Origin of the sequence: Halopseudomonas pachastrellae (genome assembly GCF_900114765.1) — a bacterium.
GTDB classification, from domain to species: domain Bacteria; phylum Pseudomonadota; class Gammaproteobacteria; order Pseudomonadales; family Pseudomonadaceae; genus Halopseudomonas; species Halopseudomonas pachastrellae.
The window spans coordinates 157525-170183 of sequence record NZ_FOUD01000008.1; the positions used below are offsets into that span (position 1 = coordinate 157525).

Sequence of the window (12659 nt, forward strand, 5' to 3'; positions counted from 1 at the left end):
CTCGCGGAGTCCCGACGAGTCGCTTGCTGCGATCAGAAGTCGACGGTCAAACCGACGTTTGCACGCCGGCCATCCAGTACCACGCCGTAGCTGTCGTTGGTGATTTCCTTGTTGGCGACGTTGTACAGGCCACCTTTCACGGTGACGCTGTCGGTCAGACGGAAACCAACACCCAGATCGACAAACCCGTAGCCCGGCGTGCCGTCAGACATGCTGGTGCGGCCCATGTAGTCAGAGGTCTCACCCCGGTAGTTACCCTGCGCCCAGGCGTTGAAACGCGGGTTGATATCCCACTCCAGCAGCGCGTTGAACATGTGGCGCGGCTGTTTGTTCAGCGGCTCGCCCTTGAACTCGCCCGACTTCTGTTCCGACTTGGTGAAGGTATAACTGGTCGACAGGTTCCAGTTGGGCTGGAAGCGGTAGTCCAGAGTCAGCTCGACACCCTGCATCATCGCCTCGGAGATATTCTGGCGCGTGCTCAGGAACCAGTAGGTCTGACCGTTGAAGTCACAGGTCCAGGTGGACGGATCGTTGCGATCGGAGGTATCCGGGCTGGTACAGAAGCGATCCTCGGCAATCTTGTCCTTGTACTGGGTGTGGAACAGCATGGCGCTGGTGTTCAGCCCCAGGGCGGCGTTGTCGTAGACATAACCGATTTCGTAGTTGGTGCTGGTCTCGGGCTGCAGATCGGAGTTACCGATAATCAGCGCACGTGGCAGCGGCGCGATGGGCGAGCCGCCGCCGCCAGTACCACGGCCGAAGCCTTCGGTGGCATCCGACAGGGTTGGCTGGCGGTAGCCGGTGGAAACGCCACCCTTGACGGTCCACTCCGGATTCAACCGGTAAACGCCATACAGACGCGGGGACAGTTCACCACCAAACAGCTCGTCGTCGTTGTAACGCAGGCCAGTGGTTACCGACAGGCGATCAGTCAGCGCCCAGTCCACCTCGGCAAAGAGCGCGGCGATCCAGCGATCAACGCTCTTCACCGCACCCGGCACGCCCGACACCAGCATGCCGTTGGTTTCATCAACAAACTCTTCCTGCTTGTACTGACCACCAAAGGTGATCACGTGATCGCCCCAGAAGTAGCTCGCCTGGCTGTTGAGCAGGCTGACCTCTTCCTGCTTGGTGCTGCCGGTGCCCGGCTTGTCGGAGATATCGTGCTGCAGGTAGCTGTTAACGATCAGATCGCCGTAGTTGCCATCGTGGCCGATGACATACACGTCTTTCTCATAGCGCGTAGTCGAGGCGGTTGCGGTGGCCGCAATGCTCTCGCCCGGAGTGTGGGTGTACTTGAGCTCCGAGGCGGTGTAACCAAAGGTGAAGCGGTTCTGCTCGTTGGGCGTCAGGTAGAACTCGGCGCCACCCTGCTTGCGCGTGCTCTCCGGCATGCTCGCCGCGCCGTCGCTACCGCCACTGAAACTGCTTTCGTCGGTACCCACGTAGGTGCCGGTGAACTGCGCGCCCAGCAGGCCATCGATCAGCGGGCCGCCCAGATAGAAGTCGGCCTGCTGCGAGTCGCTGCTGATGTCATTCATTGCGCTGGTGTACTCGGTCGAGATGCTGCCAGCCCACTCATCGCCGCCACGGCGGGTGATGATGTTGATCACCCCGCCCATCGCCTCCGACCCGTACAACGAGGACATCGGGCCGCGAATCACCTCGATGCGCTCGATCATGGAGACCGGTGGCAGGCCGATCTGCTTGCCGCCGTCCGAGCCATTGGTATTGACCATGCGCCCGGCGGAGATCGGACGACCATCGACCAGATACAGGGTGTAATTGCTGCTCATGCCGCGAATGCTGATGTCCTGCATGTTGCCGCCGCCGGTAACATAGACACCGGGGATGTTGCGCACCGCATCGGTGATGTCGATATAGGATTGCTTCTCCAGCTGCTCGCGGGTGATGACCGAAATGCTGGCCGGCGCATCGGCGATGTTCTGCTCGTAGCCTGCTGCCGTCACCACCGTGATTTCATCCAGCGCCATGACATCATCAGCAACGCCCGACTCATCGGCGACGGCCGTGGCTGCTACACCCAGGGTCGCCAGCGCGACCGCACAAGCCAACTGGTGGCGTTTGAAAATCCCCATACTCTCGACTCCCTGGCAAGATAACGACAGAAGGCACCAGCCGTCGCCCGCTCCCGTCAGGCCGACGCTGATGCACCAAAATCGCCACAAATGGTAATTATTGCTATTTGAGAGTAAAGCGCATTTACATTCTATACAGCTGACAAACGGAACCAGACCTGCAGGCCGGGGTGGCCATTGCGCGCCCAGATCTTGCCGCCCTGCAGGCGGATCTGGCGCTCGGCGATGGCCAGGCCAAGGCCAAAGCCGCCATCACCCGGGCGCGCGCTGTTAAGGCGGGAAAACGGTCGAAAAATCTGCTCCAGCTGGGCCTCCTCAACGCCCGGCCCCTGATCAGCGAGGCACAGCAACCAGTTGGCGCCGTCGCGCTGCGCGCGCAACTGCACCAGGCCGTTATCCGGTGAGTGCCGGATAGCATTACGCAGCACGTTCTCCAGCGCCTGACTTAACCCGTTGAGGTGACCGTAAACGCGGCAACCGGGTGGCAGTTCGGCCTGAATACGCTCAGGCGCCCAGCCAGACTCGAACAGCGCGTCTTCACGCAGCACCTCCCAGAGCGCGTTCAGATCGACTGCCTCCAGCGGCAACTGACCCGGCTGGCTATCCAGCCAGGCAACTTCCAGAGTGCCGTCGAGCAGCTCCTGCATGCGATCAACCTCATGCTCCAGGCGCTCGCGCAGCTCACGCTGGCTGAGATCGCTTTCAGCCGCCACGCGCAGGCGGCTGAGCGGCGTACGCAACTCATGGGATACATCGCGCAGCAGCTGACGCTGTTGCCCGATGGAGTCACGCAGGCGACGGGTCAGATAGTCCAGCGAGCGGCCCAGCTCACCCACCTCGTCGCGACGCCGCGCCAGATCAGCCGGCAGCAGGGTCTCCAGCGGATTGGCGCGCATGGCGTTGGCTTGCCGGCGCAGGCGCTCGAGCGGCGAGATCAACAGCATGTACAAAAGGGCACAGAACAACAGCGACAGCAGCGCCGGCATCAGATACAGCACCAGCGCGTTGAGCAGCGGGCGCAGGGTCCAGGGCGTCAGCGCCTCGGGCAGGCGCAGAACCAGCGAGTAGTCGCGCCCTTCCATAGGTACATAGATCACCTGCCGGCCGCCGCCACGCATGCTCATGGGCGCCGTATAGCTGCGCAAAAAGCTCAGCATGCCAAGCTGCTCCTCGCTCAGCGGCTGCCCGGGCAGTGCATGCAGGGCGCCATCCACCACCACCAGAATCTCCGGGGACAGCTCTGCATGCTCGTCTCGCCAGGCATTCAGAGCATCTACGCCCTGATCCAGCGCGCTGGCGGCGTCCGCCGCATAACCGCGCAGCTCGCTCAAGGTAGACTCGGGCAAGTACGCCAGATAGCTGTCCACCCGCTGGGCAATGTAGTTGGTCACCGCAATCATGCACAGACAGAAGCCGGCAACCAGCAGCACCATGCGCCAGTACAGCGAGCGGTAGCCAAGCATCAGAGCGAGTCCCGGCTGAGCAGGTAGCCGTGCCCCCAGACAGATTCCAGCCGCAGCATATCCACCCCGGCCTGACTCAGCTTGCGGCGCAGATTGCTGATATGCATATCCAGCACCCGGTCATGGCGGGTAAAGCCGCGATGCAGCACCTGCTGATACAAAAAGGCCTTGCTCTGCACCTCGCCGAGATGGGCGTAGAGCACTTCCAGCAGGCGAAACTCGGTGGGGGTAAAGCTGACAGAGGTATTGCCGCAGCGCAGCCTGGAGGCCTTTTCGTCAAAGCTCAGCAGGGCATCCCCCACGCCCGATTGCGGTGTGCTTTGCTCACGCTCATAGCTGATACGGCGCAAGATCGCATTGACACGTACCTCCAGCTCACGACTGCTGAAGGGTTTGGGCAAATAGTCATCGGCGCCGCGATCAAACCCGGTGACCCGGCTTTCCTCATCGCCCAGCGCCGACATCATCAATACCGGGGTCACGCACAGGCGGCGCAATCGACTGAGCAGCTCCATGCCGCCAAGACCGGGCAGCATGACATCCAGCAAAATAAGGTCAAACGCGCCCTGACTGGCCTGCGCCAGCCCCTGCTGGCCGTCCGTCGCCAACACGACGTCGTGCCCGCAGTTGCCAAGCGACTGCAGCAAATGCTCACCGAGTACCGGGTCGTCCTCTACCGCCAATATGCGCGCTTGAAATACCTGCACGGGCCACACCACGAATTCATGCCAATAATGAGAACCATCAACGCCCGCAAACATACTGCATTCGCAACCGCCCGGCAAACGCCTCCGGTCGCCGGTGCCTGTCACCGGCGGCGCCAAGCCGCTACAATGCGCGCCCACTTCTCCGCTGTTAATACCAGGATTGTCCGTGATCTCCACCGCCAACATCACCATGCAGTTTGGCCCCAAGCCGCTGTTCGAAAACGTGTCCGTCAAATTCGGCAACGGCAACCGCTACGGCCTGATCGGTGCCAACGGCTGCGGCAAATCCACCTTCATGAAGATCCTCGGCGGCGAGCTGGAGCCGTCCGGTGGCCAGGTCATGCTGGAGCAGAACGTGCGTCTGGGTAAGCTGCGCCAGAACCAGTTTGCCTATGAAGAGTTCAGCGTGATCGACACCGTGATCATGGGTCACGAGGAGCTGTGGAAGGTCAAGGCCGAGCGCGACCGCATCTACTCGCTGCCGGAAATGAACGAAGAAGACGGGATGAAAGTCGGCGAACTGGAAGGTGAGTTCGCGGAAATGGACGGCTACACCGCCGAATCCCGCGCCGGCGAGCTGCTGCTCGGTTTGGGTATTCCGCTGGAGCAGCACTTCGGTCCGATGAGCGAAGTCGCCCCCGGCTGGAAGCTGCGCGTATTGCTGGCTCAGGCGCTATTCTCCGATCCAGACGTGCTGCTGCTCGACGAACCAACCAACCACCTGGATATCAACACCATCCGCTGGCTGGAAAGCATCCTCACGGCGCGCACCAGCACCATGATCATCATTTCCCACGACCGCCACTTCCTCAACAGCGTGTGCACCCACATGGCTGACCTGGATTACGGCGAGCTGCGTCTGTTCCCCGGCAACTACGACGAGTACATGACCGCCGCCACCCAGGCGCGCGAGCGGCTGCTGTCGGACAACGCCAAGAAAAAAGCCCAGATCGCCGAACTGCAGACCTTTGTCAGCCGCTTCTCGGCCAACGCCTCCAAGGCCAAGCAGGCGACCAGCCGCGCCAAGCAGATCGACAAGATCCAGCTCGAGGAGGTCAAACCCTCCAGCCGCGTCAGCCCGTTCATCCGCTTCGAGCAATTCAAGAAGCTGCACCGCCAGGCGGTGACCCTGCACAACGTCAGCCAGGGCTTTGATGGCGAAACCCTGTTCAAGGGCCTGAACCTGCAGATCGAGGCGGGCGAGCGGGTTGCCATCATCGGCCCCAACGGCATCGGCAAGACCACCCTGCTGCGCACCATGGTCGGTGAAATGCCACCCATGGCCGGTGAAGTGAAGTGGGCTGAAAGCGCCGACATCGGCTACTTAGCGCAGGATCACGCCGACGACTTCAAGGACGACTGCACCCTGTTCGAGTGGATGGCGCAGTGGACCCAGGGCGGCGAACAGCTGGTGCGCGGCACCCTGGGCCGCATGCTGTTCTCCAACGACGAGATCGGCAAATCGGTGAAGGTGATCTCCGGTGGTGAACAGGGCCGCATGCTGTTCGGCAAGCTGATCCTCGGCAAGTCCAACGTCATGCTGATGGACGAGCCGACCAACCACCTCGACATGGAATCGATCGAAGCGCTCAACCTGGCGCTGGAGAACTACCCGGGCACGCTGGTCTTCGTCAGCCACGACCGCGAGTTCGTCAGCTCGCTGGCCACCCGCATCATCGAGCTGTCGGAAGACGGCGTGACCGACTTCTCCGGCAGCTACGACGACTACCTGCGCAGTCAGGGCGTATTGGTCTGATCAGCGCCGCCGGCCAGCAGAGCCCCCTCTCTGGTCGGCGCTTTACAGAATTTACACACCCCTCCAGGCCTTGCCCCACGCGCCCTCCAGAGGATTTTCACAGATAGAAACATTGTGAGTGAAACCATTTCATTTGCAATTAATTATCATCTGCGAAATTTTCCCACTGGAGCCCCTGAATGTCCCCGATTCGCCATCGCACTCTGCTCGCCAGCGCAATCGCCTTGACGGCTGCTACCGCCACTCACGCCGAGGAAGTGATCACCCTTGATCAGCTGGTTGTTACCGCCTCCGGTTTTGAGCAAAAGCTCACCGACGCCCCGGCCAGCATCAGCGTGATTAGCCAACAGGATCTGCAGGAGAAACGCTATAACAGCCTGGCGCACGCACTGGGGGACGTGGAAGGTATCGACATCGGACAGGGCACCGGCAAGACCGGCGGCCTGAACATCAGTATTCGCGGCATGCCCAGCGAATACACGCTGATCCTGATCGACGGTCGCCGCCAGAATGCCGCCGGCAACGTCACGCCCAACGGCTTCAACGAAACCTCCACCAGCTTTATGCCGCCGCTGTCGGCCATCGAGCGCATCGAGGTCATTCGCGGCCCCATGTCGACACTGTACGGCTCGGATGCCATGGGCGGTGTAATCAACATCATTACCCGCAAGGTCGCCAGCGAGTGGACCGGCTCCGTGACTCTGGATCACACCTTCCAGGAGAACAGCGACTACGGCGCCACCAGCAACACCAGCCTGTACACCAGCGGCCCGCTGGTCGAAGACCTGCTGGGCCTGCAGCTGCGCGCCAGCCTGTTTGACCGCCAAGAGTCGGACCTCAGCTTCGGCGACGGCAGCGATGTGAGCAAACGCGGCCCCTCCCCGGTCGACGGCCGCAACCAGACCCTGGGCGCACGCCTGACGCTGACGCCCCATGAGGACCACGACTTCAGCCTGGACTTTGAGCGTGGCCGCCAGCGCTACAACAACGACGAGTGCCAGCTGGGCACGCTGGACGGTCTTAACCGCGCCTGTACTACGCCGTCCACTGCAGCCAACGGCTATGCCGACGAATTGCGCTTTGAGCGCGAGCAGATTGCGCTGACGCACACCGCCCGTCTGGGCATTGGCACGCTGGATTCCAGCCTGATGCGCAGCCAGACCGAAACCATTGGCCGTACCCTGCCCGGCGACCCGATCGGCAGCCCCTCCGGCATCCCCGGCAGCCTGGCCGGCGACGACCGCGAGCTGGAAACCACCAACCTGGTATTTGATACCAAGCTGGTTGCGCCGGTCGGCGAAAACCACATGACCACCCTGGGTGCGCAGTGGTGGAAAGCCGAGATGACCGACGGCATTGCGACCGAAGACTTCGAGCAGAAAACCTGGGCGCTGTTCGCCGAAGACGAATGGATGCTGCGCGACGACCTGGCGCTGACCCTGGGCGCCCGCTACGACGATCACGATGCCTTTGGTGGCCATATCAGCCCACGCGCCTATCTGGTCTGGAACGCCGCTGACAGCTGGACGATCAAGGGTGGTGTCAGCCGCGGCTACCGCACCCCGGACCTGAACGAACTGCACGACGGCATCAACGGTATCAGTGGTCAGGGCACCGTAGTCACCATCGGCAACCCGGACCTGGACCCGGAAACCACCACCAGCACCGAGTTTGGCGTGTACTACGATGGCCTGGCTGGCTTTAACGCCAACGCCACGCTGTTCCACAACGAGTTCGAGGACAAGATCGCCAGCGGTAACCCGGTTGCCGATCCACTGTGCGCCGGTAACGTGGGCGGCACCTGCTCACAGCTGGTCAACATCGACGAGGCGGTCACCCGCGGTCTGGAGCTGGCGGCCAGCTGGGAATTCATGCCCGCCTGGACCCTCAGCGGCAACTACACCTACACCGACAGTGAGCAGAAAAGCGGGGCCGACAAGGGTGAGCCGCTGACCAACACACCGGAACACCTGGCCAACGCCAAGCTCGACTGGCAGACCAACAGTCGCCTGAATCTGTGGCTGCGCGGTGAGTACCGCGGCAAGCGCGCGCGCTTCTCATCCAGCTATGCCAACCTGGCCAACGGCAACGGCAGCTACTCCAGCAACCAGTCGCTGTACGATGCCCTCGGCAAGGACACCAAGGCCTATACCCTGTTCCACCTGGGTGGCTCGATCCAGGCAACCGACAACCTGACCCTGAACGCCAGCATCTACAACCTGTTCGACAAGGACTTCCTCAAGGGCCAGACCTACACCACCTACACCAACGCTGGCGCCGTGGACGGCACCGCCTTTGGCAGCGACTACATTGTCAGCGGGCGCTCTACCACGGGCGTACTGGAGGAAGGTCGCCGCCTCTGGGTATCAGCCAACCTGACCTTCTGATAGCAGCGGGCGCGGCTCAGAACGGCAGCAGCCCGCCCGTCAGCCTGCCGCCAAGCACCAACCGGTCCAGCCAGACCAGTTGGTGCAGCCCGATGATCAGCCAAACCACCACCTGAAAGGACACCTTGCGGGTCTTGTGGCGGAACACCTGCTGGGCCACCAGCGCACCGGGCCAGCCGCCCAGCAGTTCGGTGATGTGCAGGGTGTTCTCCGGCGTGCGCCAGCGGCCGGTTTCAGCGCTGCGCTTGTCCATCGCGTACTGAATAAAGCTGACGATGCTGACCACCAGATAGGCCAGCAGCGGCCAGGGTAGATGCTGCTCCAGCAGCAACTGCAGGCTGCCGGCCAGCGGCAGAGCGCACAGCAGAGCCAGAACCCCCAATTTGAGCCCGGCACGACGCACCGGCTGTACGGGCCGAGACGGCGGCGCCTGGCGCCGTGGCGCGGGCTTGGCGCTGGTCTTGCCGTTGCTGCCACGGGCCGCCTGCGGCTTGCGACGAATCGCCGGTCGGTCCAGCGCCAGACCCTCACCGCGCATGTGCTCGGCGCGCAAACGCCCCTGGGCATCCCGCGTGCCGACAAAGCGTACTGCCATGCCCGCCACCGGCCGCGCGTCACCACGCATCACCGATATATGCGCAAACACCCGCTCGCAGCCATCATCCGGCTGGATAAACCCAAAGCCCTTGGCATCATTCCAGTTGATCAGCTTGCCGCCCTGCTCCATGCGTATCGCTCCCGCTACTGTGCGCGGGAGTATAACTCGCGCTTAGGGGCGCAGAGCAGCGACACCGGCAATTTGCCAGAGCCGCGCCAGGTCAGCGGCGCGGGCACTGAGCTGGTCGGCGGCCTGCTGCATGGCCTGCTCCAGACTCAACGGACCCGGCGCCAGACTGAAGGCGGCACCGATGCCTTCAGCGTAGAGGCGCTGGTAGCCCTCACCCAAGCTGCCAGCCAGCGCAATCACCGGCACGCCAGCGGTGCGGGCAAGGCGCGCCACGCCCACCGGCGTCTTGCCATGCAGACTCTGGCCATCCAGCCGGCCCTCGCCGGTAATCACCAGATCAGCCCCCTGCATCGCCTGCGCCAGCCCGGACAGCTCGGCCACCAGCTCGACGCCCGGCCGAAAGCCGGCGCGCAGCACCGCACGGGCAGCAAAGCCCAGACCACCGGCTGCGCCAACGCCGGGCAAGTCACGCAGATCCTCACCGAGTGTTGCCGCCATCACGTCGGCGTAATGGGCCAGCGCCTCGTCGAGCTGGGCTACCTGCTCGGGGCTCGCGCCCTTCTGCGGACCGAATACCGCCGAGGCGCCGCGCGGGCCGCACAGCGGGTTATCCACGTCGGCGGCCACCATCACCTCGACCTGCGCCAGCCGCGTATCCAGCCCGGTCAGGTCTATCTGACTGAGGCGCGCCAGCGCTGCGCCGCCCAAGGGCAGCTCCTGCCCCTCGCGATCCAGAAAACGCACACCCAGCGCCGCCAGCAGGCCGGCGCCGCCGTCGTTGGTCGCACTGCCGCCCAGGCCCAGCACAAAGCGCCGCACTCCGGCATCCAGCGCCGCGCGAATCAACTCGCCGGTGCCATGGCTGCTGGCCGCCAGCACATCGCGCCGGCCCGGTTCAACCCGGTGCAGGCCGCTGGCCTCGGCCATCTCGATAATCGCCTGGGCATTCGGCAACAGCCCCCAATGCGCCTCAACCGGATCGCCCAGAGGCCCGCTGACGCGGGTCTGCTGCAGCTTGCCGTCGGTGGCGCTCAACAGCGCATCAACCGTGCCCTCACCACCGTCGGCCATCGGGCAGAGCAGCAGTTCGGCATCGGGGTAAACGCGCGCCCAGCCCGCTGCTATGGCTTCAGCAACGGCGCGGGCACTCAGGCTTTCCTTGAAGGAATCGGGGGCAATAACCAGTTTCATCAAAGCAGTACCAGACTCAGCAACCAGACGGTAATGATCCCGGCGATGCCCTGCATCAGGGTGCCGAGGGTTTGTGCACGGTAGGCGGTGCCCACACTCATGCGGCTGAACTGGGTCACCACCCAGAAGAAGCTGTCGTTGGCGTGGGACACGGTCATCGCGCCAGCACCAATGGCCATGACGCAGAGTACACGGCCCATTTCACTGTCCAGACCCAGCTCCGGCAGCAACGGTGCAACCAGCGCCGAGGTGGTGACCAGCGCCACGGTAGTCGAGCCCTGCGCGGACTTGAGCGCGGCGGACACCACAAACGGCATGAACAGGCCGATACCCAGCGCCGACAGGGTCGCGCCCAGATAGTCACCCAGCGGGGTTACCTTGAGCATCGCACCAAAGGCACCACCGGCACCGGTAATCAGCAGGATCGGCGCAGCGGCCTGAATGCCCTCAACCACGCGGTCATGAAACTCCTGCCGCTTGTTGTCCGAACGCAGCAGCGTGCAGGCCAGCGCCAGACCGACCGCCAGCGCCACCACCGGCTGACCGAGGAAGGCCAGCAGCGTATAAACAAAGCCCTCACCCACCGGCTTGGCCGGCAGATTGACCAGCGTGCCCAGGCAGATCAGGCCAATCGGCAGAAAGATCGGCGCAAAGGCCTTGGTTGCGCTGGGCAGCACACCGTACTTGGCACGGATCTGCGCGTAGTCCTCGGCATCCATCACGTGGGCACCGTTATCTTCCAGCGGAATGTCCTTGCCGATAAAACGATTGGCCCACCACATGCCGGCAAAGGCCGTCACCAGCGACACCACCAGACCGACCAGAATCACCAGACCGAGGTTGTTCTCCAGCCCCAGATTACCGGCAGCTGCAATCGGGCCGGGGGTCGGCGGCACAAAGGTGTGGGAGGCATACAGACCGGTCGCCAGCGCCACGCTCATGGCGATGACCGAAATCTTCATACGCGCGGCCAGCGCATTTTTCAGCGAGTTGAGGATCACGTAACCCGAATCGCAGAACACCGGGATCGACACCAGATAGCCGATGATCGACATGGTTAGCGTCGGAAAGCGCTCACCGAGCAGCTTGATCACCGTCTCGGCCATGGTGATCGCCGCGCCGCTGCGCTCAAGGATCACACCGATAATGGTACCCAGCACAATGACAATACCGATGTAACCGAGGATGCCGCCAAAGCCGCCGGTGATCGTCTTGACGATCTCCATGGTCGGCACCTGATAGGCAAAACCGGCCAGCAGCGCGGCAGCTAACAGGGCTAGAAAGGGGTGTAACTTCAGACGAGAAGTCGCCAGAACGATAAACGCAATCAGCGCGACCAGAATCAGTACCAGACCCATGCTGAACTCCTTTTTATTGTGTTTGCCGCATTGGGCAGCCAGAAAGCAGCCATTGTCACCCAGCCTGCAGGACAAAAGCCTTATGCTCACGCACAACAATAGACGGGAATTGGCCGCTTATTATTGTTCGGCCGCCCAATAGCAGGAAACTTAAAATCGGGTAGTTCCGCTCTGTTTAGCGGCTCTTGGGCGCTAGGCGAGCATCCAGAGCAAACCGGACGCGGAGCGTCCTAACAGGCGCTCCCACGCAGGAGCGTGGGAGCGATCAGATGTGTTCTGGCAAGACGCGATGAATGCACGGACCCACTCCCGTTTACGCGGGCGAGTAGCGCAGGACTGGCGGGAAATAGGACGGCAGCATGTCTGAGGAGCGCAGCGACGAGTTCTGCCGGCCCCCGCCAGACCGAGCAACGCAGCGAACCCGCAGGGCCGCGTAGTCGGGTGCCCGGGGGGATCGCTAAGGGGGGCCGGGCAAGCGGCCCCCCTTGGCTCGCCGTAAAAGGCGAAAAATGAGCAACCAGACAACCCTAAAGCAGATACCAAGCACTGAGACCCGACGCAGAGCGCCACAACAGGTGGCCCCAAGGCGAAAAGAGAGTTATCAGGCGAAAAATCTAACACTAAGGATGGTCTGAAGTAGTTGTGTATTTCTGGCTGACTTCAGCCCCTGCCGATTTTAAAAGCGGCAAATCGATCAAAAACGCTCAGATCACCCGCTTATTTCTGTGTTTTTAGCCGCCGCGAGCACCTCGCGGCAGCCATTTTCCACATTACAGGCGCACCTCTCCTGCATTCGCCAGTAAATGTCGGCGCGCCATCCACAGGTTCGACAGAGCGAACAGTGTCACCAGTTGCGCCGTGTTTTTGGCCAAGCCGCGAAAGCGCACCTTGGTGTAACCGAACTGGCGCTTGATTACCCGGAACGGATGCTCGACCTTGGCGCGCACCTGAGCCTTGGCCTTTTCAATCTT

Annotated in this window: 9 protein-coding genes; 2 read left to right on the plus strand and 7 right to left on the minus strand. The window is 62.6% G+C overall.

The window, feature by feature from the left end:
• Positions 1-32: 32 nt before the first annotated feature.
• From BM116_RS08300 to BM116_RS08310, 3 genes are all read right to left on the minus strand, one after another.
• Positions 33-2099, minus strand: coding sequence for a TonB-dependent receptor domain-containing protein (locus BM116_RS08300; protein WP_083723796.1), 2067 nt, complete (start codon positions 2097-2099; stop codon positions 33-35).
• Positions 2100-2230: 131 nt separating this feature from the next.
• The gene (locus BM116_RS08305; protein WP_090475103.1) at positions 2231-3562 is read right to left on the minus strand and encodes a HAMP domain-containing sensor histidine kinase; all 1332 of its coding nucleotides are present in this window, start codon (positions 3560-3562) and stop codon (positions 2231-2233) included.
• Positions 3562-4278 carry a response regulator transcription factor gene (locus tag BM116_RS08310; RefSeq protein WP_235846722.1) on the minus strand — a complete coding sequence of 239 codons (717 nt, stop codon included), beginning with the start codon at positions 4276-4278 and terminating at the stop codon, positions 3562-3564. The genes BM116_RS08305 and BM116_RS08310 overlap by 1 nt, the downstream gene beginning before the upstream one ends.
• A 157-nt stretch (positions 4279-4435) precedes the next feature.
• Between BM116_RS08310 and BM116_RS08315 the strand changes: the two genes are divergently transcribed.
• Complete coding sequence (locus BM116_RS08315) at positions 4436-6025, plus strand: ABC-F family ATPase (RefSeq protein WP_083729314.1); 1590 nt, start codon at positions 4436-4438, stop codon at positions 6023-6025.
• A 179-nt stretch (positions 6026-6204) separates the two neighbouring features.
• Positions 6205-8412: a TonB-dependent receptor domain-containing protein gene (locus BM116_RS08320; protein WP_083729316.1), complete on the plus strand. Its 2208-nt coding sequence runs from the start codon at positions 6205-6207 to the stop codon at positions 8410-8412.
• A gap of 16 nt (positions 8413-8428) precedes the next feature.
• Here the strand turns inward: BM116_RS08320 and BM116_RS08325 are convergent, their stop codons facing one another.
• The 4 genes from BM116_RS08325 to BM116_RS08340 all read right to left on the minus strand — a co-directional run.
• A complete protein-coding gene (locus BM116_RS08325) occupies positions 8429-9139 on the minus strand; it encodes a DUF1294 domain-containing protein (RefSeq protein ID WP_083729318.1) in 711 nt (236 codons plus the stop codon).
• Positions 9140-9181: 42 nt separating this feature from the next.
• Positions 9182-10330, minus strand: a complete 1149-nt coding sequence (locus tag BM116_RS08330) for a glycerate kinase (RefSeq protein WP_083729320.1) — start codon at positions 10328-10330, stop codon at positions 9182-9184.
• Positions 10330-11688: a GntP family permease gene (locus tag BM116_RS08335; protein ID WP_083729322.1), complete on the minus strand. Its 1359-nt coding sequence runs from the start codon at positions 11686-11688 to the stop codon at positions 10330-10332. The genes BM116_RS08330 and BM116_RS08335 overlap by 1 nt, the downstream gene beginning before the upstream one ends.
• A 770-nt stretch (positions 11689-12458) precedes the next feature.
• A partial coding sequence (locus tag BM116_RS08340) for a transposase (protein ID WP_139222357.1) occupies positions 12459-12659 on the minus strand: 201 nt, incomplete at its 5' end.